This window comes from Rhodococcus sp. IEGM 1306 (genome assembly GCF_036541985.1).
GTDB classification, from domain to species: Bacteria; Actinomycetota; Actinomycetes; order Mycobacteriales; family Mycobacteriaceae; genus Rhodococcus_F; species Rhodococcus_F qingshengii.
The window spans coordinates 290,796-312,516 of record NZ_JAZHFF010000005.1; the positions used below are offsets into that span (position 1 = coordinate 290,796).

At 63.2% G+C, this 21,721-nt stretch carries 20 protein-coding genes; 19 read left to right on the plus strand and 1 reads right to left on the minus strand.

Annotated elements, in window-relative coordinates:
- Positions 1 to 150: 150 nt before the first annotated feature.
- A complete protein-coding gene (locus V3587_RS16820) occupies positions 151 to 429 on the plus strand; it encodes a WhiB family transcriptional regulator (RefSeq protein ID WP_020907098.1) in 279 nt (92 codons plus the stop codon).
- 193 nt (positions 430 to 622) lie between these two features.
- Here V3587_RS16820 and V3587_RS16825 read toward each other — a convergent pair whose 3' ends face one another.
- Positions 623 to 1,111 (minus strand): metallopeptidase family protein, encoded by a 489-nt coding sequence (locus tag V3587_RS16825; protein WP_003940797.1) that lies wholly within the window; start codon positions 1,109 to 1,111, stop codon positions 623 to 625.
- An 80-nt stretch (positions 1,112 to 1,191) separates the two neighbouring features.
- Here V3587_RS16825 and V3587_RS16830 point away from each other — a divergent pair, with 80 nt between their 5' ends.
- From V3587_RS16830 to secA, 18 genes are all read left to right on the plus strand, one after another.
- Positions 1,192 to 1,578, plus strand: a complete 387-nt coding sequence (locus V3587_RS16830) for a DUF3499 domain-containing protein (protein WP_007731177.1) — start codon at positions 1,192 to 1,194, stop codon at positions 1,576 to 1,578.
- A 127-nt stretch (positions 1,579 to 1,705) separates the two neighbouring features.
- On the plus strand, positions 1,706 to 3,079 hold the full coding sequence (locus V3587_RS16835) for a phosphomannomutase/phosphoglucomutase (protein WP_003941022.1): 1,374 nt from the start codon (positions 1,706 to 1,708) through the stop codon (positions 3,077 to 3,079).
- A 163-nt stretch (positions 3,080 to 3,242) separates the two neighbouring features.
- Complete coding sequence (locus V3587_RS16840; RefSeq protein WP_283376999.1) at positions 3,243 to 4,337, plus strand: tobH protein; 1,095 nt, start codon at positions 3,243 to 3,245, stop codon at positions 4,335 to 4,337.
- Positions 4,338 to 5,564 carry a mannose-6-phosphate isomerase, class I gene (manA, locus tag V3587_RS16845; RefSeq protein ID WP_283377000.1) on the plus strand — a complete coding sequence of 409 codons (1,227 nt, stop codon included), beginning with the start codon at positions 4,338 to 4,340 and terminating at the stop codon, positions 5,562 to 5,564. It abuts the gene before it with no gap.
- Positions 5,565 to 5,608: 44 nt separating this feature from the next.
- Entirely contained in the window at positions 5,609 to 6,580 is a 972-nt protein-coding gene (locus V3587_RS16850; RefSeq protein WP_095969279.1) for a cation diffusion facilitator family transporter, read from the plus strand.
- 86 nt (positions 6,581 to 6,666) lie between these two features.
- Positions 6,667 to 8,163: an amino acid permease gene (locus tag V3587_RS16855; RefSeq protein WP_124566408.1), complete on the plus strand. Its 1,497-nt coding sequence runs from the start codon at positions 6,667 to 6,669 to the stop codon at positions 8,161 to 8,163.
- A 110-nt stretch (positions 8,164 to 8,273) separates the two neighbouring features.
- Positions 8,274 to 9,500, plus strand: a complete 1,227-nt coding sequence (locus V3587_RS16860) for an alkane 1-monooxygenase (RefSeq protein WP_235171902.1) — start codon at positions 8,274 to 8,276, stop codon at positions 9,498 to 9,500.
- Positions 9,500 to 9,685, plus strand: a complete 186-nt coding sequence (locus V3587_RS16865) for a rubredoxin (RefSeq protein WP_095969089.1) — start codon at positions 9,500 to 9,502, stop codon at positions 9,683 to 9,685. The genes V3587_RS16860 and V3587_RS16865 overlap by 1 nt, the downstream gene beginning before the upstream one ends.
- On the plus strand, positions 9,682 to 9,864 hold the full coding sequence (locus V3587_RS16870) for a rubredoxin (RefSeq protein ID WP_095969090.1): 183 nt from the start codon (positions 9,682 to 9,684) through the stop codon (positions 9,862 to 9,864). The genes V3587_RS16865 and V3587_RS16870 overlap by 4 nt, the downstream gene beginning before the upstream one ends.
- 48 nt (positions 9,865 to 9,912) lie before the next feature.
- Entirely contained in the window at positions 9,913 to 10,539 is a 627-nt protein-coding gene (locus tag V3587_RS16875) for a TetR family transcriptional regulator (protein WP_095969091.1), read from the plus strand.
- A 60-nt stretch (positions 10,540 to 10,599) separates the two neighbouring features.
- Positions 10,600 to 12,078: an adenosylhomocysteinase gene (gene ahcY / locus V3587_RS16880; protein WP_003940766.1), complete on the plus strand. Its 1,479-nt coding sequence runs from the start codon at positions 10,600 to 10,602 to the stop codon at positions 12,076 to 12,078.
- Positions 12,079 to 12,158: 80 nt separating this feature from the next.
- Positions 12,159 to 12,800 carry a dTMP kinase gene (locus V3587_RS16885; protein WP_095969092.1) on the plus strand — a complete coding sequence of 214 codons (642 nt, stop codon included), beginning with the start codon at positions 12,159 to 12,161 and terminating at the stop codon, positions 12,798 to 12,800.
- Positions 12,801 to 12,916: 116 nt separating this feature from the next.
- The gene (gene mtrA, locus V3587_RS16890) at positions 12,917 to 13,594 is read left to right on the plus strand and encodes an MtrAB system response regulator MtrA (protein ID WP_003941013.1); all 678 of its coding nucleotides are present in this window, start codon (positions 12,917 to 12,919) and stop codon (positions 13,592 to 13,594) included.
- The gene (gene mtrB, locus V3587_RS16895; RefSeq protein ID WP_095969093.1) at positions 13,591 to 15,330 is read left to right on the plus strand and encodes an MtrAB system histidine kinase MtrB; all 1,740 of its coding nucleotides are present in this window, start codon (positions 13,591 to 13,593) and stop codon (positions 15,328 to 15,330) included. The genes mtrA and mtrB overlap by 4 nt, the downstream gene beginning before the upstream one ends.
- Positions 15,327 to 17,105, plus strand: coding sequence for an MtrAB system accessory lipoprotein LpqB (lpqB, locus tag V3587_RS16900; protein WP_124566405.1), 1,779 nt, complete (start codon positions 15,327 to 15,329; stop codon positions 17,103 to 17,105). Before mtrB ends, lpqB begins: the two co-directional genes overlap by 4 nt.
- Positions 17,106 to 17,172: 67 nt before the next feature.
- Complete coding sequence (locus tag V3587_RS16905) at positions 17,173 to 17,871, plus strand: ComF family protein (RefSeq protein ID WP_283377001.1); 699 nt, start codon at positions 17,173 to 17,175, stop codon at positions 17,869 to 17,871.
- 175 nt (positions 17,872 to 18,046) lie between these two features.
- On the plus strand, positions 18,047 to 18,727 hold the full coding sequence (hpf, locus tag V3587_RS16910; RefSeq protein ID WP_003940893.1) for a ribosome hibernation-promoting factor, HPF/YfiA family: 681 nt from the start codon (positions 18,047 to 18,049) through the stop codon (positions 18,725 to 18,727).
- 131 nt (positions 18,728 to 18,858) lie between these two features.
- Positions 18,859 to 21,702, plus strand: a complete 2,844-nt coding sequence (secA, locus tag V3587_RS16915) for a preprotein translocase subunit SecA (protein WP_124566403.1) — start codon at positions 18,859 to 18,861, stop codon at positions 21,700 to 21,702.
- The last annotated feature ends 19 nt before the right edge of the window (positions 21,703 to 21,721 follow it).

Below are 21,721 nucleotides of genomic sequence, written 5' to 3' on the forward strand. Positions count from 1 at the left end.
AAAATTCTGCGCTATTACAGGTGAGGAGGCGGAACGATGCCCAATGAAAATGTCGAGATCAGTTCTCTCGCAATGACAGTAAGCGACGAACCGCAGACCGATTCCCGAGCAGGCGCAGCAGAAGGTGCCTGCAGCAGTGAGTTCGACGGTATGAGTACTCGGCCAGTGCTGAGTCTCGTCACCGGCTTCGAAGAATTGTTCGACACCATCGAGGATCAGTGGCAGGAGCGTGCTCTCTGCGCGCAGACCGATCCCGAAGCGTTCTTTCCTGAAAAGGGTGGATCGACGAGGGAAGCAAAACGGATCTGCCTCGGTTGTGAAGTTCGTGACGAGTGCCTCGAGTACGCGCTCGCGAACGACGAACGGTTTGGAATCTGGGGAGGGTTGTCCGAGCGCGAGCGTCGGCGACTCAAGCGGGGGATCATCTGATCTGCTGCTGAATCGGTTCTGTCAGCGTCGGGGCTGACGGGCGGTCTTCGAAAGTCTGACCTGCAACGGGGAATTGCAGGTCAAGCAACGACTGTTTTGTTCTTCGTGTGGATTTACTTCTTCGTGTGACATCAGTTTTTTCGTCTGACGGTGCGTCAGTCCTCGTCGGGCAGTATCAGTCCTGGTCGGGCAATCAGTCCTCGTCGGGCAGTGTCGGGTCGATGACCTGTGGGTCGACGCCCAGATACGTGCCGACTTGATGGACCAACACGTCGTGCACCAGATCCGTGAGTTCTTCCGGATCCTTCGCGCGCTGCTCCAACGGGCGGCGAAAGAGCACAATTCTTGCGCGAGTCGTATTTCCGTGACGGTCGATTCCGGCCGGAATCAGTCGTGACAGTGGAACCGGTCCGTCGGCGATGACCTCCGGCGGCCACGTGACGGACTCCGGATCATGTGCGTGAATCTTCGGTACTTCGTCCACTGCGATGTCGAGTTTCGTCAACCGGTCGTGCCACGCCAGGTCGACGGGCGAGAAGGCGTCGAGCACCAGGAGATCGAACTTCTCGGCCCGGGTGCGTCTGGCCGGTACCTCCGGGGGAAGTAGCGGTCCGCGCAGGCCACGGCCGTGTCGTTCGATGGAACGAGTGGTGACCGAGCGTCGGCGGCGGGCTTGTGGCATGGCGCCCAGATTACGACAGAAGAAACTGCTCGGTGTGTCCGAGTAGGTTCCGGACGTGGGGAGGGCTAGGCTCCGTACCTGTGAGATCTCTGCGTCGCTGCTGCCGCCCCGGGTGCAAGAACCCCGCCGTCGCGACGCTGACGTATGTCTACTCGGACTCCACTGCGGTTGTCGGGCCGCTGGCGACCGTCGCCGAGCCCCATTCATGGGATTTGTGTGACACTCACGGCTCTCGAATCACTGCCCCCAAGGGCTGGGAACTCGTCCGCCACGAAGGCGGATTCGCGTCGAGCACTCCCGACGAAGACGATCTGACCGCTTTGGCCGAAGCTGTGCGTGAAGCCGGTCTCGGAGATCGCAGCAAGTCCAACGTCGATGCAGATGAGGACATACGTCCCGCAGCTCCGAGTACTGCCCGTACAGGGCGTCGTGGACACCTCCGCGTTCTGCCCGACCCGTCCAACTGACGCGAGATTCGTCGCCGCAGAGGCTAGGCTCGACCGAGTACTTCCACACCCGAGTACTGCGAATCTCCGGACGCCATGCGCCCGGACGTTCCCGTCTGTGAGGGTGCATGCACAAGGAGAGTTTTCAGTGGGGCGAACAGCCGAGTCGGTTGCTGCAATCATCAAGGCGTACGACGTGCGCGGTGTGGTCGGTGAGCAGATCGACGAAGATTTTGTCCGCGACGTCGGTGCGTCGTTCGCCCGCTTGGTCCGTGACGAGGCCGGCGCCGCCACGACGGTGGTGATCGGCTACGACATGCGTGCATCGTCGCCCACTTTGTCCTCGGCTTTCGGTGACGGCGTGCTCGCGCAAGGCCTCGACGTCGTTTACATCGGGTTGGCCTCGACCGACGAGCTCTACTTTGCATCCGGTTTGCTGAACTGCCCGGGCGCGATGTTCACGGCGAGCCACAATCCCGCCAAGTACAACGGCATCAAGATGTGCCGGGCCGGCGCCAAGCCGGTCGGTCAGGACACCGGCCTGGCAGTCATCTCCGCCGAGGTCGTCTCGGGTGTTCCCGCGTACGACGGACCGGCAGGCACCGCCAGCACGAAGGACGTCCTCGAGGAATATGCGAGCTACCTCCGCGGTCTGGTCGACCTGGCTGCGTTGCGCCCGCTGAAGGTTGCAGTCGATGCAGGCAACGGCATGGGAGGGCACACCGCGCCGGCTGTATTCGGGCCGATGCCCCTCGACGTCCTCCCGCTCTACTTCGAGCTCGACGGCACGTTCCCCAACCACGAAGCCAACCCCCTCGATCCGGCCAACCTCGTGGACCTGCAGGCCTACGTGCGTGAAACCGGAGCAGACATCGGCTTGGCTTTCGACGGTGACGCGGACCGTTGCTTCGTCGTCGACGAGAAGGGCGACCCAGTCTCTCCGTCCGCGGTGACCGCACTTGTCGCCAAGCGCGAACTCGCGAAGGAACCGGGCGCGTCGATCATCCACAACCTGATCACGTCACGAGCAGTGCCCGAACTGGTCGAAGAACTCGGCGGCGTCGCGATTCGTACCCGAGTCGGCCACTCGTTCATCAAGCAGGAGATGGCCGAGACCGGTGCCGTGTTCGGCGGCGAGCACTCCGCTCACTACTACTTCCGCGATTTCTGGGGCGCTGATTCCGGCATGCTTGCGGCGTTGCACGTACTCGCCGCACTGGGCGAGCAGGACCGTCCGCTCTCCGAGTTGATGGCGGAGTACACCCGCTACGCGGCCTCGGGCGAGATCAACTCCACGGTGGCTGACGCGGCCGATCGCACGGCCGCTGTGCTGGCAGCATTTGCGGACCGCACCGAGTCGGTGGATCGCCTCGACGGTGTCACGGTCAGTCTCGAGGGGAATGCCTGGTTCAACTTGCGTGCGTCCAACACCGAGCCTTTGCTGCGACTCAACGTCGAAGCGCCCACGTCCGCCGATGTCGACGCGTTGGTGAACGAAATTCTGGCGATCGTCCGGGCTTGAATCCGAGTCTGATCGGTTTGTCGGTGAGCCGAAGCCCTGGGATAGTTGGGGGACTATCTCGGGGACGACGGACTCGGGAACGAGTGCTTTGCCACCACGGACCGCGTAGAGCTGGAATGCTGGATGGTGCGGGAACTGCTAACGGAGAAGGGGGTGCGGTGAGATGACAGCGCCGATGCCGCTTCTCGACCTCGACGACAGCGACGGTTTGTCGGCTGCCGATTCGGAAGGGCTACTGCGTTCTGTGGCCATGGGGGGCGCACAGATTCGGGCCACCGCATCGGCCGTCGGCGAGGGTGTCATCTCTCGGTTGGCCGGTCTGCGTCCGCGCAGCGTCGTACTGATCCCCGGTGCCGGTGGCGCTCGACACGGAGCCAGGATCGCGCTCGCTCTCGTCGGAGATTCGGTCGGTTGCCCGCTCGTCGTACTCGACCGGACGCCCTCGTGGGCCGGGCCGTTGGACGTGATCGTCGTCGCTGGTGACGATGCCGGTGATCCACGCCTGGTCGAATCCGTCGACAGTGCCGTACGCCGCGGCGCCGAAGTTGTTGTCGCCGTTCCCGACGAGGGGCCCATGCGAGCCGTGGCGGCCGGGCGCACCATGGCTTTGCCGCCGCGGCTCTACGCCTCGCCGCGGCACACGATGACGCGGTTCCTCGCCGTCTTCCTGGCCGTTGCCGCCGAAATCGACGGCAAGGGATCGATCGAGGACCGTTCGGCGGTACTCGGTCGAATCGCCGACGCAGTTGATGCCGAGGCGCTGCGGGACGGGCCGGCCAACGAGGTGTTCCACAACCCGGCCAAGTCGTTGGCCACCAGAATGAGCGGCCGACGGGTTGTTCTGTGTGGAAGTGGTTCCGTGACAACAGCACTCGCAGAGTTCTCGAGTGTTTCGCTGATGGGCTCGGGCCTGAACGCCGCTGCCGCCGAACTGTCCGAGGTGATTCGTTCTGCGCGGGCGTTGTTCGCGCCGGACGCAGCTTCACGTGATTCGGTGTTCCACGACCCGTTCTTTCACGATCCGCAACTCGACGGCGCACTGCCGACCCCGCCGGCGCGGGCATTCGTCTTCGCGACCGAATCCACGCGAGGGGAGGCGAGACGCCGGATGGACGCGCTGGCCGACGCCGATCTGGTGGTGGCGGCGGACGAAGACCAGACCAACGTGGTGATCTCGGAGATGGAGCAGGTATTCGTGTTGGCGTCTCGAGTAGACATGGCCGCGGCGTACGTGCAGTTGACAGGCGGTGCGAAGTAAGTGCGTGAACTCGAAGGTGCACTTCGTTCTTACGCGTGGGGCTCGCGAACGGCAATTGCCGAACTACGCGGTCTTGCGACTCCGTCGAATCATCCCGAGGCGGAATTGTGGTTGGGTGCGCATCCGGGTGACCCGGCGCGCGTGATCACCGAATCCGGAAGCGAGTCGTTGCTCGAGGTCCTGCACCGCGAACCCGAACGCGAACTCGGCCGCGAGAACCTCGAGGCGTTCGGTGAGCGACTCCCATTCCTGCTCAAGCTGCTTGCGGCGGAAGAACCGCTGTCACTTCAGGCGCATCCCAGCGCCGTTCAAGCCGAAGAGGGTTTTCGTCGTGAGAACGCACTCGGCGTTCCCATGGAATCGCCGATTCGCAACTACAAGGACGGCAGCCACAAGCCTGAACTCGTTGTCGCGCTGAGCAGATTCGAAGCGCTTGCCGGATTCCGCGAGCCGACGCGAACTGTCAAACTGCTGCGCGCTCTGGCCGTGGACGAGTTGGAGCCGTACATCGGACTGCTCGAAGGCCAACCCGATTCCGACGGACTCCGAGCCTTGTTCACGACGTGGATCACGCTGCCGTCCACAGTGCTCGGGACGTTGCTCCCTGCCGTACTTGCGGGGTGCATCACCTACGTCGCGCATCACGACGCCGAATTCGTGACCGAGATCCGCACCGCGTTGGAATTGAGTGAGGCGTACCCCGGCGACGCCGGCGTTCTGGCGGCACTGCTGCTCAACCGCGTCACCCTCGAGCCCGGCCAAGGACTCTTTCTCGCTGCCGGCAATCTCCACGCGTATCTCCATGGACTCGCGGTCGAGATCATGGCCAACTCCGACAACGTTCTGCGCGGTGGGCTGACGCCCAAGCACGTCGACGTGCCCGAACTGTTGAGGGTTCTGGACTTCGTCGGGGCCGATATCGAAGTGCTCGATCCGGCCCCGTCATCAGGTCGGTCAGGATCAGGTAGATACGAGTACGTCACGCCCGCACCCGAGTTTCGTTTGACGCGTCTGGAGTTCGACTCGAATTCCACCGACCTCGTTGTCGAAGCCGGCGGCCCCCGGATTCTGATCTGCACCGAGGGTGCGGTCACTGCGACGTGCGGTGCCGACACGCTCGACCTCGACCGGGGGCGAGCGGCGTGGATCGCTGCCGAAGAGCCCGAAGTACACCTGAGTGCGCGAACACCGACTGCGCAGGTTTTCAGTGCCGTCGTCGGTCGATGAACATCTCGGACGATAAGAATCCCGGTCGACAGCGAGGAGACATTGTGTCGGCTCATGGTGGCAAAAAGGCAATTCTGGCGGCACTCGGAGCGAATGCCGGAATTGCCGTAGCCAAGTTCGCCGGATTCTTGATCACCGGATCGTCGTCGATGCTCGCCGAATCGGTGCACTCGGTGGCCGACACGTCCAATCAAGGACTGCTACTCCTGGGGCAGAAGAAGGCCGAACGCGAGGCGGACCAACTTCACCCGTTCGGATACGGGCGCAGCCGATACTTCTACTCGTTTGTCGTCGCGCTCGTGCTGTTCACTCTCGGATCGCTCTTCGCGATCTACGAAGGTATTCACAAGATTCAGCATCCGGAAGAACTCAATTCGGCTTTCGTGGCAATCGCGATCCTGTTGATCGCGATCTGCCTGGAGGGCTACAGCTTCCGGACCGCAGCGAAGGAATCACGACCGCTCAAGGGAAATGCGTCGTGGTGGAACTTCATCCGAACCTCTCGTAGTCCGGAACTTCCGGTAGTGCTGCTCGAGGACACCGGAGCACTGATCGGTCTGGTGCTTGCACTCGGCGGCGTCGGCCTCACGATGGTGACCGGAAATCCGGTGTTCGACGGTATCGGAACCCTGTGCATCGGTGTCCTGCTCGGCATCATCGCGGTCATTCTGATCATCGAGATGCAGTCATTGCTGATCGGTGAGGGCGCAACGCCGGTCGAGACCGAACTGATCCTGAATGCCCTCGTGGACGGAACTCGCATCGAACGTGTCATCCATTGCAAGACGCAGTACCTCGGTCCCGAGGAAATCCTCGTTGCGGCCAAGGTTGCGGTACCACTCGGCTCGACGATCTCCGATGTGGCGACGGCGATCGACGAGGCCGAGTCCCGCGTGCGCGCTGCAGTGCCTGCGGCGCGGGTGATCTACCTCGAGCCGGACCTCGATCGTCTCAGCGCGGATCGACCTGGTTCCGACCGCCCTGAGACAGATCTACAGGCTCCCGACAAACCCTGAACAAAGCCGCGCCTGCGGGCTTAGGCTGATGCCATCTCTCTACTTGCCCATGGTGGGACCTGCGGGTCCCCAGCAAGGAGGCGGCAATGGCTGTCAAGGACGAGCAGGCCGGATCCGGCCGGTCGAAGCTGTTTCGAACCAAATCGATCGAGCAGTCCATCAAGGACACCGACGAGCCGGAAACCAAACTCCGGAAAGAGCTGAACTCGTGGGATCTCACGGTGTTCGGCGTCGCGGTGGTCATCGGCGCCGGCATCTTCACGCTCACGGCGCGGACGGCGGGAAACGTCGCCGGGCCGTCGGTTTCCCTGGCGTTTGTCATTGCCGCCATCGCCTGCGGACTGGCAGCGCTGTGTTACGCCGAGTTCGCGTCGACGGTCCCGGTCGCCGGTAGCGCATACACGTTCTCGTACGCGACGTTCGGCGAATTCGTTGCCTGGATCATCGGCTGGGATCTCATCCTCGAATTCGCCCTGGCGTCTTCGGTGGTGGCAAAAGGCTGGTCGCTGTACCTCGGTGAAGTGATGGGCTCACGCAGCCCGATCGTCGAGTTGGGGCCGATCTCGTTCGACTGGGGTGCGGTGCTGGTGATCGCTGTCATCACGATCCTTCTCGCGACCGGTACGAAACTCTCGTCGAGGGTGTCACTGGTGATCACGGCGATCAAGGTGGCGGTGGTGTTGCTGGTGATCATCGTCGGTCTGTTCTACATCGACACCGACAATTACTCGCCGTACATTCCGCCGTCCCAACCGGGCTCGACGGGGGAGGGCATTCACCAGTCGCTGTTCTCGTACGTGACGGGGGCCGGTGGCAGCACGTTCGGGTGGTACGGATTGCTCGCGGCGGCCAGTCTGGTGTTCTTCGCGTTCATCGGATTCGACGTCGTCGCCACGACTGCTGAGGAAGCGAAGGAGCCGCAGAAGGCGCTGCCGCGAGGCATCCTGGGCTCACTGTTGATCGTCACGGTTCTGTACGTGGCGGTGACACTCGTGCTGACGGGGATGGTGAAATACACCGAACTCGAGGGTGATACGTCCAACCTGGCGACGGCATTCGCGTTCCACGACATCACCTGGGCGAAGAACGTCATCTCGTTCGGAGCGTTGGCCGGTCTCACGACGGTGGTGATGGTGCTGATGCTCGGTCAGACCAGGGTGCTCTTCGCGATGGCCCGCGACGGTCTGATGCCACGACGGCTGGCGCCGACGGGCAAGCACGGAACTCCCGTGCGGATCACGATCTTGGTCGGCGTCGTGGTCGCGGTGCTCGCCGGAGTCTTTCCGATCGGCACCCTCGAGGAAATGGTGAACATCGGCACACTGTTCGCGTTCGTTCTCGTCTCGATCGGGGTTCTCGTGCTTCGGCGGACGCGACCGGACCTTCCGCGCGGGTTCCGGGTGCCACTGGTCCCTCTGGTCCCGATTCTGGCTGTCCTCGCGTGTCTGTGGCTGATGTTCAACCTGTCGGTGGAGACCTGGATGAGGTTCGTGGTCTGGATGGCTGTCGGAGTTGTCATCTATTTCGCCTACAGCAGGCAGCATTCGATGATCGGGAAGCGCGAACGCGGCGAAATCGAGTGATGTACAAAGTTGTCCATTTGTCTATCGCTTGTACAAAATCAGTAGTACTGTCTATCTCGTAGTGAACTGACTCACAGTTACCGAGTTGGTCCGAATCGAGGAGGCAGACCGTGTCGACGCACGTGAACTCGCAGTCCGGGCAGACGCTCCCACCCGAGCAGTGGCGCGACAAGAAGAGGTATCTCTGGCTGCTCGGCCTGGTACCGCCGACGGCGGTCTTCATTGCCGTCGGGTTGGTCGCGTTGTTCAACAGTCTCGGATGGAATGCGATCTCGCCGGTGTGGTGGTGGATCGGACCGCTGCTCGTCTACATTCTGCTCCCGATTCTCGACATCTTCTTCGGTCCGGACGGCGAGAATCCGCCGGACGAGGTGATGGAGCGCCTCGAGAACGACAAGTACTACCGGTACTGCACCTACATCTACATACCGTTCCAGTTGGCCAGCCTGGTCGTGGCCTGCTATCTCTGGTCGGCGACCGACCTGTCCTGGCTCGGAATCGACGGGGGACTGGGGCTGATCTCCAAGATCGGTCTGGCGATCAGTATCGGTTGCGTCGCAGGAATCGGGATCAACACCGCACACGAACTAGGTCACAAGAAGGACGATCTCGAGCGCTGGTTGTCGAAGATCACTCTGGCGCAGTCGTTTTACGGCCACTTCTACATCGAGCACAATCGTGGACACCACGTGCGGGTCGCCACGCCCGAGGATCCGGCGTCGTCTCGCTTCGGCGAGAGCTTCTGGACCTTCCTGCCGCGCAGTGTGTGGGGATCTCTGCGCTCGTCGTGGTCCCTGGAAAAAGCCAGGCTCGATCGACTGGGTAAGAAGCCGTGGACAATTCGCAACGACGTCCTGCATTCGTGGTTGATGTCCGTCGTACTCTTCGGTGTCCTCGTCGCCGTCTTCGGGCTCTCGGTGCTGCCGTTCCTGGTGCTGCAGGCCGTCTTCGGGTTCTGCCTGCTCGAAACCGTCAACTACCTCGAACATTACGGACTGAAGCGTCGTCGTCTGGACAGTGGGCGGTACGAGCGCGCCGCACCGGAGCACAGTTGGAACAGCGATCACATCTGCACCAACATCTTCCTGTATCACCTCCAGCGTCACAGCGACCACCACGCGAACCCGACGCGTCGGTATCAGACGCTTCGAAGCATGGACGGCGCACCCAACCTGCCCAGCGGCTACGCGAGCATGATCATGCTCGCTTACGTTCCGCCGCTGTGGCGAAAAGTGATGGATCCCAAGGTCCTTGCGCATTACGGCGGCGACATCACCCGCGTCAACGTTCAGCCGTCCAAGCGCGATCGCATCCTCGCTCGGTACGGAGCAGCGTGATGAGCAGCTACCGATGCCCGGTGTGCGAATACGTCTACGACGAGTCGAAGGGTGCACCACGAGAAGGGTTTCCGGCCGGTACGCCGTGGGATGCCGTTCCGGACGACTGGTGCTGCCCGGACTGCGGCGTGAGGGAAAAGCTGGACTTCGAAACGATGCCGGCACCGGCGGGGAGTGAATCATGAACGACTACAAGCTGTATCAGTGCGCGCAGTGCGGATTCGAGTACGACGAGGCGGTCGGCTGGCCGGACGACGGTATCGAGCCGGGCACTCGCTGGGACGACATTCCCGACGACTGGAGTTGCCCGGACTGCGGGGCGGCGAAGAGTGACTTCTTCATGGTGGAGGTCGAACGACGGTGAGATGCGTCGGCGTCGAAGAGACCTGAGTGCGGCGGTAGTGTCGTCACCATGACTTCGACGCCCACTCGTCTGCCGCAGAAAGAAGCGTCGCGCCTGCTGCTGCGTACGTCGGTGCTCGATTCGATGCGTGAGTTGTTGACCGAGCGCGACTGGTCCGAGGTGACGCTGACAGTTCTGGCCAAGCATGCCGGTGTGAGTCGTCAGACGCTCTACAACGAGTTCGGTTCGAGGCAAGGGCTTGCCGAGGCGTACGCGCTTCGCCTTGCCGACGGATTCGTCGACGCCGTGGACGAGGCCATGGTGGCGAACGAAGGACGTGCAGTCGAGGCGTTGATGGCGGGCTTCGGATCGTTCTTCGCCTCCAGTGCAACCGACCCGTTGGTGATCTCACTCCTCACCGGTGAGGCCAAGCCGGACCTGCTTCGCCTGATCACCACCGACAGCGCGGTCATCATCGAGCGGGCGTCGTCACGGCTTGCGGAGAGTTTCCAGCGAGGGTGGATACAGGCGTCACCCGCTGATGCCGGGATCTTGGCCAGGGCGATCGCGCGTCTCGGGCTCAGCTACATTTCGATGCCGCCGGAGTCCGGGGCTTCGGTGGCGGAGGATCTGGGCACGTTGCTCGGGCCCTTCATCGACGTGGCGCGAGAGGGGCGGGCGGGAGAGGGCGTCTAACCGATAGCCTGGTACACCGATAGGCTTGTGCATAGTTTGCACGTCAACCAGGAGAGGCAGATGACGACCTCAGTTTCAACAACGCCCGTGGCCGAGAGCCGTAACGGCATCGACTTCAAAGTTGCAGATCTTTCGCTCGCGGAGTTCGGTCGCAAGGAAATCCGTCTGGCAGAGCACGAGATGCCCGGCCTCATGGCGCTTCGTCGCGAATACGCAGAGGTATTGCCGCTCAAGGGCGCTCGCGTTTCCGGCTCGCTGCACATGACCATTCAGACCGCGGTTCTGATCGAGACGCTGACGGCGCTCGGCGCCGAGGTCCGCTGGGCTTCGTGCAACATCTTCTCCACGCAGGATCACGCTGCCGCCGCCATCGTCGTCGGTCCGCACGGCACCCCGGAAGAGCCCAAGGGCGTTCCGGTTTTCGCCTGGAAGGGTGAAACCCTCGAAGAGTACTGGTGGGCAGCGGAGCAGATGCTGACCTGGCCGGGCGAGCCCGCCAACATGATTCTCGACGACGGCGGCGACGCCACCATGCTGGTGCTCAAGGGCGCACAGTTCGAGAAGGCCGGCGTCGTACCGCCCACGGACGACGACCAGGATTCCGACGAGTACAAGGTCTTCCTCGCACTTCTGCGTCAGTCCCTCGAGTCCGACAAGGGCAAGTGGACGGCAATCGCGGAGTCCGTCCAGGGCGTCACCGAGGAGACCACAACGGGCGTTCTGCGCCTGTACCAGGTTGCCGCTGCCGGCGAACTCACGTTCCCCGCGATCAACGTCAACGACTCGGTCACCAAGAGCAAGTTCGACAACAAGTACGGCACGCGCCACTCGCTGCTCGACGGCATCAACCGCGGCACCGACGTTCTGATCGGTGGCAAGGCTGCGCTGGTCTGTGGTTACGGCGACGTCGGCAAGGGTTGTGCCGAGGCACTTCGTGGCCAGGGCGCTCGCGTCGCAGTCACCGAGGTCGACCCCATCAATGCCCTTCAGGCGCTCATGGACGGCTTCGAGGTCAAGACCGTCGAGCAGGCCATCGGTTGGGCCGACATCGTGATCACGTCCACCGGTAACAAGGACATCATCACGTTCGAGCACATGAAGGCCATGAAGCACCAGGCCATCCTGGGCAACATCGGTCACTTCGACAACGAGATCGACATGGCCGGCCTCGAGAAGTCCGGCGACGTCACGCGGATCAACATCAAGCCGCAGGTCGACGAGTTCACCTTCGCCGACGGCCACTCGATCATCGTGCTGTCCGAAGGCCGCCTGCTCAACCTCGGCAACGCGACGGGCCACCCGTCGTTCGTGATGAGCAACAGCTTCTCCAACCAGGTCATCGCACAGATCGAACTGTGGACGAAGCCGGACGAGTACGACAACGAGGTCTACCGCCTCCCGAAGCACCTCGACGAGAAGGTCGCCAAGATCCACGTCGAGGCACTCGGTGGCACGCTGACCAAGCTCACGAAGGACCAGGCTGAGTACATCGGCGTCGACGTCGAAGGCCCGTACAAGCCGGAGCACTACCGCTACTGACTCGGTGATTCGTCGCTGAGAATGTAGTGCCCGCCGTCCCCCGGTCTGTGCAAGCAGGCCGGGGGATAGGCTTGTCCGCCGTGGGAACACTGGTGGCATTGGAAGGCCTCGACGGAGCTGGAAAGCGAACGTTGATCGGCAAAGTGGAGAGCGAACTCCGCCGCGGCGGCACGTCGATCGCAACTCTGGATTTTCCGCGGTACGGAAAGTCGATCCACGCGGATCTTGCTGCCGAGGCACTCAAAGGATCACACGGAGATCTGGCTGAATCCGTGAACGCGATGGCAGTCCTGTTCGCCTTGGACCGCGCCGGTGCTGCGGATCGGATCTCGGAACTGTTGTCCACCAACGACATTGTTCTCCTCGACCGCTACGTGGCGTCCAACGCCGCCTACAACGCGGCGCGCGTGCATCAGGGCGTGGACGGCGAGATGGTCGCCTGGGTCCGTGAATTGGAGCTGGGCCGACTCGCTCTCCCCGCTCCCGATCTGCAGTTGTACCTCGACGTACCGGTAGCGCTCGCCGAGCAGCGCGCCCGCTCGCGTGAGGCCGAGGACGCGTCGCGTCAGCTCGACGCCTACGAGCGCGACGGCGGCCTGCAAGCAAGAACCGGTGAGCTGTACACGCAGTTGGCAGCGACGGCCTGGGTCTCACCCTGGTGGATCGTGGGGCCGGAGACGGACCCGGCCGACCTGGCGCACAGGCTCGCGGATTTCGCGTGATCGGTCACCCTTGCGGCCGTGATTCGAACTTTCCGGCACAGTAGAGGGAAAGACGCGGCACGCCGCACGGCCACGTAACGGTCTGATTCATCGCTCCGAGATGCAACGATAGGGATATGAAACCAAGGATTCTGGTTGTCGACGACGACACGGCACTCGCCGAGATGCTCACGATCGTGCTGCGTGGTGAGGGTTTCGATCCCTACGTGGTAGGCGACGGAACCCTGGCGCTCGCGGCAGTGCGTGAGACTCGGCCCGATCTGGTCCTGCTCGATCTCATGCTTCCCGGAATGAACGGCATCGACGTATGCCGGGTTCTGCGTGCGGATTCCGGTGTGCCCATCGTGATGCTGACGGCCAAGACCGACACCGTCGACGTCGTGCTCGGCCTCGAATCCGGTGCGGACGACTACATCATGAAGCCGTTCAAGCCGAAGGAGTTGGTGGCGCGGGTGCGCGCTCGCCTGCGCCGTACCGAAGAAGAACCGGCCGAACTGCTGAGCATCGCCGACATCGTGATCGACGTTCCGGCACACAAGGTCAGCCGCGGCAGCGAGCAGATCTCGCTCACGCCACTCGAATTCGACCTGCTGGTCGCCTTGGCGCGCAAGCCGCGCCAGGTGTTCACCCGTGAAGTCCTCCTCGAGCAGGTGTGGGGATACCGCCATGCCGCCGACACCCGTCTGGTGAACGTGCACGTTCAGCGTTTGCGCGCCAAGGTCGAAACTGATCCCGAGAATCCCGAAGTGGTTCTGACGGTCAGGGGGGTCGGCTACAAGGCCGGACCGCCGTGAGCGGAGTTTCCAGGTGGCGTCGTCGTCTCAACCGACGGCTGACGCCATTCCTGCGGTGGTGTCACTCGATGAGCAACACCCTCGCGCACACGTGGCGACGCTCGCTCCAGTTGCGAGTGGTCGTCTCGACTTTGACGCTGTCCTTGATCGTCATCGTCATTCTCGGCGTTGTGCTCACCAGCCAGATCACCGATCGGCTGTTGGAAACGAAGATCACTGCGGCGACCGAAGAAATGGACCGTGCCCGCGGCATCGTGGAAGACCAACTCGCCGGCGTCGACGATTCGACGGCACTGAACGTCCAGTTGGAGAGCGCGGCGTCCGGACTGACGAGCCGTCGAAACCAGACCTCGGGCCAGGCCTCCGGTTCGGCCGGCACCTTCGATCCGGTGCTCATCGTGCCCGGGGACGGGCCGCGCCAGCCGACGAGTTCGGGCCCGGTCGATCAGATCCCCGACAACCTGCGCGAGTTCGTCAAACGCGGCCAGATCAGCTACCAATTCGCGACAGTGTCCAACCCGAACGGTTACTCCGGACCCGCGCTGATCATCGGTAGCCCCACCGCGTCGTCGATCTCCGGTCTCGAGCTGTACCTGATCTTCCCGCTGGCCAGCGAAGACCGAAGTCTCTCTCTGGTTCGAAGCACCCTGCTGATCGGTGGAGCGGTGTTGCTGGTGCTCCTGGCGGCGATTTCACTGTTGGTCGCCAGACAGGTCGTCCTTCCCATTCGATCGGCCTCACGGATCGCGGTGCGTTTCGCAGACGGCCGACTCAAGGAACGAATGCCGGTCCGCGGCGAGGACGACATGGCGCGCCTGGCCATGTCCTTCAACGAGATGGCCGAGAGTCTGTCGAAACAGATCACCCAACTCGAGGAGTTCGGCAGTCTGCAGAAACGCTTCACCTCCGATGTCAGCCATGAACTCCGCACTCCACTGACGACGGTCCGAATGGCAGCCGACCTGATCTACGACGGCAGTGAGAACCTCGACCCGATGCTGCGTCGGTCGTCGGAACTGCTTGTCGCCGAACTGGACAGGTTCGAGGGGCTACTGGCAGACCTCCTCGAGATCTCCCGCCACGACGCCGGCGTCGCGGAACTCGCGTCCGAACAACTCGACGTGCGTATGTGCGCTCGAGCGGCGGTTTCCACGGTTCGCCATCTCGCCCGCGAATCCGGCACCGAACTGATCGTGGACATGCCCGACGAGCCCGTCATGGCCGATGTGGATCCGCGCCGCGTCGAACGCATCCTGCGAAATCTCCTGGCCAACGCCATCGATCACGGTGAAGGGAAGCCGATCCTGCTTCGCCTTCGCGCCGACGACAATGCTCTCGCCTTCATCGTCCGTGACAGTGGCGTGGGATTGCGGCCAGGGGAGGAGAAGTTGGTCTTCAATCGGTTCTGGCGATCGGACCCGTCCCGCGTGCGCCGCAGTGGTGGCACCGGACTCGGCCTCGCGATCAGCGTCGAGGACGCGAATCTGCACGACGGCAAGCTCGAAGCCTGGGGCGAACCAGGCGTCGGTGCCTGCTTCCGGCTGACGCTCTCGCGTACCCGCGGCAAGAAAGTCGTGTCGAGTCCGCTGCCGCTCAAGCCGACGACCACCAAATTCGTGCGCACACCGAGCGAAGCCGACATCGTCGCCGATACCGTCGGCGAGGTCACGTCGTCCCTGCCGACGCCGCGTGAACCGGACTCGCGGAACGAGTCCAGCGGCGGCGATCGATCATGATCGGAACCCGTCGTCGTCTGGGACTTCTCGCAACAACGCTCAGCGTGCTGTTGCTGACCGGCGCGTGCGCGAGTCTGCCCGAGTCCTCGTCGCCGCAGGCAATCGGAACTCTGGCAACAGCCGTGCCCGGAACCTCCGTCGAATCACCGGCATCAGGGCGAGAGCCGGACCTGCTGGTACGCGACTTCGTCAAGGCGAGTACCGATCCGTCCAACCGGCATGCCGCAGCACGTCAGTACCTCACCAAAGACGCGTCGGCGCGCTGGGACGACGCGTCCAGCGCCGTCATCGTCGACAAGATCGACACCCTGTCCGCATCGCGAACCAGTTCCGAAGCGGTGTACACGATTCGGGTGAACAAGGTAGGTCGCCTCGATCCGGGCGGACTGTACGTTCCCGAAGAGGGCAGCTTCGAAGCGAGGATGACCCTGACGTTGACCGACGGCGAATGGCGGATCAGTGATCTGCCACCCGGTGTGATCATGGAGCGCCCGCAGTTCCTCGGCGCCTATCAGCGCAAGTCGTTGTTCTTCCTCGACCCCACGAGTCAGACGGTCGTCCCTGACCTTCGCTGGATTTCCGGCGGACAGGACCAGGTGGCAGCTCAGCTGATCGGCCTGATGATCGACGGACCGAAGGCAGCGCTGGCGCCGGCTGTACGAAACGAACTCGGCAATGGCGTGTCGGTGATCGGTCCGATCACCAAGGCCGACGGCAAGCCGGGACAGGTCGGTGTCGGGCTCGGTGGCGTGCGCATCAACTTCCGCCTCGACAACCCGATGGATGCTGCTACTCGCGGTTTGTTTGCAGCACAGGTCATTTGGACGCTCGCCAATGCCGATGTCGCGGGACCGTATGTACTGGAGATCGACGGCGAACCGCTGGACGCAGCTCATGCGGACGGCTGGACCACCGCTGACGTCGCATCCACCAACCCGCTGGCCACCACGAGTGCGACCGTCGGACTGCACGCCCTGCGCAACGGCTCACTGGTGAGCGTCACCGAGCAGGAGGCGGCTCCGGTGCCCGGCTTCGCGGGCACTGCGGGCAACCTCACAGCGGCCGCTCTCTCCCGGGACGGCAAGTTGGTGGCAGCCGTCGCGGACACTGCTCGGCCGGATCCAGCCACAAGATTCGACTTGTCGCTCGGGACCTACGGCGAAGGATCCGTTCCGGTACTCGAAGGCAGTGCCATCACCCGACCTTCGTGGGAGCTGGACAACAACGCGGTCTGGGCGGCCGTGAACGGCAATACCGTCGTACGGGTCGTCCGTGAACCAGGCACCGGCCGGGTGTCGGTCACCAATGTCGATGTCGGGGCCCTGACGTCGGTCGGTTCCACGATCTCGGAACTACGACTCTCCCGTGACGGTGTGCGAGCGGCGATGATCATCGACGGCAAGGTCTACCTGGCCGTAGTCGTGCGCACAGCCAGCGGCGTCTACGCCCTGACGAGTCCACGCGCAGTGGCCTCCGGTTTGGGCAGCACCGCGCTCTCGCTCGACTGGAGCAACAGCGACACCATCGTGATCGCGCGCAGTGGAGCCGACATACCGGTCGTCCAGGTCGCGATCGACGGTTCCCGAATGGACGCGCTGCCGAGTGGAAACCTGACGGCTCCCGTCACCTCCGTGGATGCGTCGCCGACCACCGAGTACGTGGCCGACGCGCGCGCGGTGTTCCAACTGAACAACAACGACCCCGCCGGGGATCGTCGTTGGCGTGAAGTGACCGTGCTGACCGGACAGAAAGCCATCCCGGTTCTACCTGGCTGACGCGTCTCCACCCGGCTGACGCGTCGGCGCTCGGTTTCATGTCGGTGCCCCAGGTCACGATTCGGCCATGGGGGACAAGAAATTCGGTGCCGGCCTGCTCGATCTGTTGTTGCCACGCGAGTGTGGTGGGTGTGGCCGCACGGGGACTCTGTGGTGTCGTGAGTGCGCGGAACTGATGCGTGACCATCCGGTTCAACTGAGTCCGCGCGTCGACCCGGGCGTGCCGGTGTGGGCACTCGGCCGCTACGACGGCCCCAGACGGCGCAGTGTGATCGAGATGAAGGAACGGGGTCGTCGGGACCTCGCGACGCCTCTGGGGATCGCTGTGGCCGGTGCATTGGCCACGCTGGAACGGTGGGGCGAGCTCGGCGCCGGGATTCGGGACCCGATCGTCCTGGTGCCGGCACCCACACGCGCCCGCGCGGCGCGCTCTCGCGGGGGTGATCCCGTGCGCCGGGTAGCCGAGAGTGTGCGCGAAAAGCGCGAAACCGGTTCTGCTGTGGCTCGTCCGATACGAGTGTGTCCGATTCTCCGGATGACGCGGGGCGTACGTGACTCGGTCGGGCTGTCCGCGGCCGACCGGGTGACCAATGTGAACGGTCGTGTGTCTCTCGACACCACAGCGATCTCTTCCATGGCGCAGGACAGCGACATCGTCGTGCTCGACGACGTCCTGACCACGGGAGCGACTGCGGCAGAGTCGGTTCGGGCTCTCTCGCTCAGTGGGATTCGGACAACTCTCGTGCTTGTCCTTGCAGGGGCTTAGATGAATTTCGTTGGAACAGTGGCACTCGCGCGCGTTACGTACTAGCGTCGGCGGCACACCCGAAAATACTGGTAGGAGGTGGTACTTCGATACTGGTGCCGGGCGGATCCCCTCTCGGTACTTGCAGAATTTGCCGCCGCCCACCGTGGGGCGGGGCCGTAATTGGGAGGTACGAGTGACGACCCCTTCGCAAGCCTCGTTTTTCATCGAGGACGCCACCATCGAGCGTTCCGAGAATGCCGCAGCTCCGAGATCCGACGTCGTAGTCAAGGGACGAAATGTCGAGATCCCCGATCACTTCCGAATCTACGTTTCGGAAAAGCTGGCGCGACTCGAACACTTCGACCCCTCCATATTCCACTTCGACGTGGAACTCCAACATGAACGCAACCGACGACAGGCGAAGAGTTGCCAGCGCGTCGAGATCACCGCTCGAGGTAAAGGCCCGGTGGCCCGAGCCGAAGCGTCCGCAGACAGCTTCTACGCCGCCTTCGAATCGGTGATCGACAAGCTCGAGAGTCGCCTCCGTCGAACCAAGGACCGCAAGAAGGTCCATTACGGTGACAAGCGACCGGTATCCGTCGCGGAGGCAACCGCCTCCCTCGTCGACGCAGACTCACTCGGAGTCACACCGGACATTTCGCTGAACGGTCAAGAGCCGGACGAGTACGACGGCCCCGGACGCGTGGTCCGCACGAAGGATCACCCGGCCGAGCCGATGACCATCGACGACGCTCTCTACGAGATGGAACTGGTCGGACACGACTTCTTTCTCTTCCATGACAAGGAGTCGGACAAGCCGTCCGTCGTCTACCGTCGTCACGCTTTCGACTACGGATTGATCCGCCTGACATGACCCAATCGGTGGTGGGTTTGCTCGCTCGCCGCCGGTAGCGCCTACCATGGAATCCGGCCGGAGTTTTCGGACCCCGGCCGGATTTTCAGTGTGTGACCCCCTGTCGCCGAAGATTGAGGACGAAGAAGACTGTGCCGTCGCTGTCGCTATCGAAGCTGCTCCGTGTTGGTGAAGGTCGCATGGTCAAGCGGCTCAAGCACATCGCCGAGCATGTCGAATCTCTGTCGCCCGATGTCGAAGGCCTGACAGACGAGCAACTCAAAGCCAAGACCACCGAGTTCCGTGAGCGCTACGCCGCCGGGGAATCCCTCGACGAGCTGTTGCCCGAGGCATTCTCCGTGGCCCGCGAGGCGTCGTGGCGCGTGATCGACCAGAAGCACTTCCACGTGCAGATCATGGGTGGCGCGGCCCTGCACTTCGGCAACGTCGCCGAGATGAAGACCGGTGAGGGCAAGACCCTGACCTGCGTTCTTCCGGCATACCTCAACGCGATCGCCGGCGACGGCGTCCACGTGGTCACAGTCAACGACTACCTCGCCAAGCGTGACTCGGAGTGGATGGGCCGCGTTCACCGCGCCCTCGGCCTCGAGACCAGCGTGATCCTCTCGGGCATGACGCCGGCCGAGCGTCGCGTCGCCTACGCAGCGGACATCACCTACGGCACCAACAACGAGTTCGGTTTCGACTACCTGCGCGACAACATGACGCATTCGTTGGACGACCTGGTTCAGCGTGGCCATGCGTTCGCCATCGTGGACGAGGTCGACTCGATCCTCATCGACGAAGCCCGAACCCCGCTCATCATCTCGGGCCCGGCTGACGGCTCCAGCAAGTGGTACAGCGAATTCGCGCGCATCGCGCCGCTGCTGAAGAAGGACGTTCACTACGAGGTCGACATCCGCAAGCGCACCATCGGTGTGCACGAGGCGGGCGTCGAACTGGTCGAGGACCAGCTCGGTATCGACAACCTGTACGAAGCCGCGAATTCGCCGCTGGTGAGCTACCTGAACAACGCGATCAAGGCCAAAGAGCTCTACACCAAGGACAAGGACTACATCGTCCGTGACGGTGAGGTCATCATCGTCGACGAGTTCACCGGCCGCGTGCTGGTCGGCCGCCGCTACAACGAGGGCATGCACCAGGCGATCGAGGCCAAGGAGAAGGTGGAGATCAAGGCGGAGAACCAGACCCTTGCCACCATCACCTTGCAGAACTACTTCCGTCTGTACGACAAGTTGTCGGGCATGACGGGTACCGCCGAGACGGAAGCTGCCGAGCTTCATCAGACCTACACCCTCGGCGTGATTCCGATTCCGACCAACCGTCCGATGGTTCGAGTCGACAACGGCGACCTCATCTACAAGACCGAGGAAGCCAAGTTCGACGCGGTGGTCGACGACGTCGTCGAGCGCCACGAGAACGGCCAGCCCGTCCTCATCGGTACCACCAGCGTCGAGCGCTCGGAGTACTTGTCCAAGCAGTTCACCAAGCGCGGCGTCGCCCACAACGTCCTGAACGCGAAGTTCCACGAGAAGGAAGCGACCATCATCGCCGAGGCCGGTCGGTCCGGTGCGGTCACTGTCGCGACCAACATGGCCGGCCGCGGTACCGACGTCGTGCTCGGTGGTAACCCGGACATCATCGCCGACATCGCGCTGCGCAAGAAGGGCCTCGATCCGGTTACGACGCCGGACGAGTACGAGGCAGCGTGGGACGCAGTTCTGGACGAGGTCAAGGCCGAGGTCAAGGCGGACGCCGAGAAGGTCCGCGATGCCGGCGGCCTGTACGTCCTGGGCACCGAGCGTCACGAATCGCGTCGTATCGACAACCAGTTGCGTGGTCGTTCCGGACGTCAGGGTGATCCCGGCGAATCGCGGTTCTACCTCTCGCTCGGTGACGAGCTCATGCGCCGCTTCAACGGTTCGGCACTCGAGTCGATCATGACGCGCCTGAACCTGCCCGACGACGTCCCGATCGAAGCCAAGATGGTCTCGAAGGCCATCAAGAGCGCTCAGACCCAGGTGGAGCAGCAGAACTTCGAGATTCGCAAGAATGTCCTCAAGTACGACGAGGTCATGAACCAGCAGCGAACGGTCATCTACAAGGAGCGCCGCCAGATCCTCGAGGGTGAGGACATGGAGGGTCAGGTCGAGCAGATGATCACCGACGTGGTCACCGCCTACGTCGACGGCGCCACCGCTGAGGGATACGTCGAGGACTGGGATCTCGAGCAGCTGTGGACCGCGCTCAAGACGCTGTACCCGGTCGGCATCGATCACAAGACGTTGGCGGGGGAGGACGGCGCAGGCATCAACAGTGACCTGAGTCGTGACGACCTGCGAACCGCTTTGCTCGAAGACGCCCACGCGGCGTACAAGAAGCGTGAGGCCGAGATCGATGCGATCGCTGGCGAAAACGGTATGCGCGAACTCGAGCGTCGTGTCTTCCTCTCGGTCCTGGACCGCAAGTGGCGTGAGCATCTCTACGAGATGGATTACCTCAAGGAGGGAATCGGTCTGCGTGCGATGGCCCAGCGCGATCCATTGGTCGAGTACCAGCGCGAGGGTTACGACATGTTCATCGGCATGCTCGACGGATTGAAGGAAGAGTCCGTCGGATTCCTCTTCAATCTCCAGGTCGAGGCAGCGCCGGCTCAGCCCGCGAGCGGAATTTCCGTCACCGCAGGCTCGGCCGCCGCGGCGTCGGCCACGGCACCCAAGCCGCTCCCGACGCAGGAAGCTGCGGCCAGGACTGCCGGAACTGCTGCCCCGACGGCGTTGCGCGCCAAGGGACTTGACGACGAAGGTCCGTCACGACTGACGTACACCGGCCCGGACGAGGACGGCAAGGCGAAGGCAACTCGCGACTCGGCCGCCGACTCCGGTGACGGCGCCGCCTCGCGTCGCGAACGTCGTGAAGCAGCGCGGACGCAGTCGAAGAGCAATCGGGCTCCGAAGTCCAAGCGCAAGCGCTGAGAAACCAGCGCAGGTAGTA